This window comes from Streptomyces europaeiscabiei (assembly GCF_001550375.1).
In the GTDB taxonomy this organism is placed as follows: Bacteria; Actinomycetota; Actinomycetes; order Streptomycetales; family Streptomycetaceae; genus Streptomyces; species Streptomyces europaeiscabiei.
Map to the genome: position 1 here is coordinate 1 of NZ_LRTR01000563.1, position 989 is coordinate 989.

Below are 989 nucleotides of genomic sequence, written 5' to 3' on the forward strand. Positions count from 1 at the left end.
GGCGACCAGCGCGGGCAGGTCGCAGCGAGCCGCCGCGCGCAGCCCGGCGAGAACCAGCGCGCAGGTGGGCCCGCCGTCCGTCGATTCCTTGCGGAAGGTCTCCCGCAGGGTGCCCTCGGCGGCCAGAGCCGCGGTCACGCCCCGTATCCCGGCCAGGTCGAGCCGTACGGGAACGGCGGGCGTCCACGACAGCCGCCACCGGGTGGTGAGCGCCGTACCGTCGCCCGTGCCCGCCACCTCCACGGCCTCGCCGTAGCCCGCGCCGCACGCCGCGAGGCGCTGGAGCAGGGTCTCGCGGCGGCCGTCGAGGGCGGAGCGGAGCGGGTCGAGCCGGAGTTCGCGCGAGGCGGGATCGTCCGGGCCGGGCAGCCGCAGTGCGGCCAACTCCGCCTCCACGGACGGGCCGAGACCGGAACGCGGTGTGCCCGGCGCGATCCGGCCCCGGTCCGTGCCGACCAGGACCACTTCGAGGGCCCGAGCGAGGGCCCGGCCCCGGCCGAGAGGCTCGCCCTGGCCCATCACGGCCGTCAGCGCCTCCAGGACCTCGCCCCGGCCGGGGGCCGCGAGCCCCCGGAGACTGGCCAGGTCGCACGCCATCCGCAGGGTCTCGGTGGCCTCTCCCGTGCCCGCGGTGTGCCCGGCCGCGCGCAGTTCCCGGCACACATCGGTGATCGCCCGTGCGGCGGCGCCCTGCAGCAGCCCGGGATCGCCCCCGGCCGTGAACACCGCCTGCTGCCAGCGCGGGTCCCGGATGCCCGCCGGGTACCCGGAACGGGAGTCCAGCAGGTCGAAGGCGTACGGGACGAGCGAGGTGACGACGGGCGGGCGTTCCCCGACGAGATCCGCCCCCCGGGCCCCGGCCGTGCCGCCGATCACGCGCGGGGCAGGCACCGCACTCTGCGTCCCCGCATGATCGGCCGTGGACCCACCGGCTCCGGACCCGTCCGTCAGCGCCGGGGCGTGGAAGGCGCCGATCACGGCCGCGACCC

Annotated in this window: 1 protein-coding gene; it reads right to left on the reverse strand. The window is 78.0% G+C overall.

Features of this window, described 5'->3' with window-relative positions:
• On the reverse strand, window positions 1-989 hold a 989-nt coding region (locus tag AWZ10_RS27395), incomplete at both ends, for a DUF5682 family protein (RefSeq protein WP_244172564.1).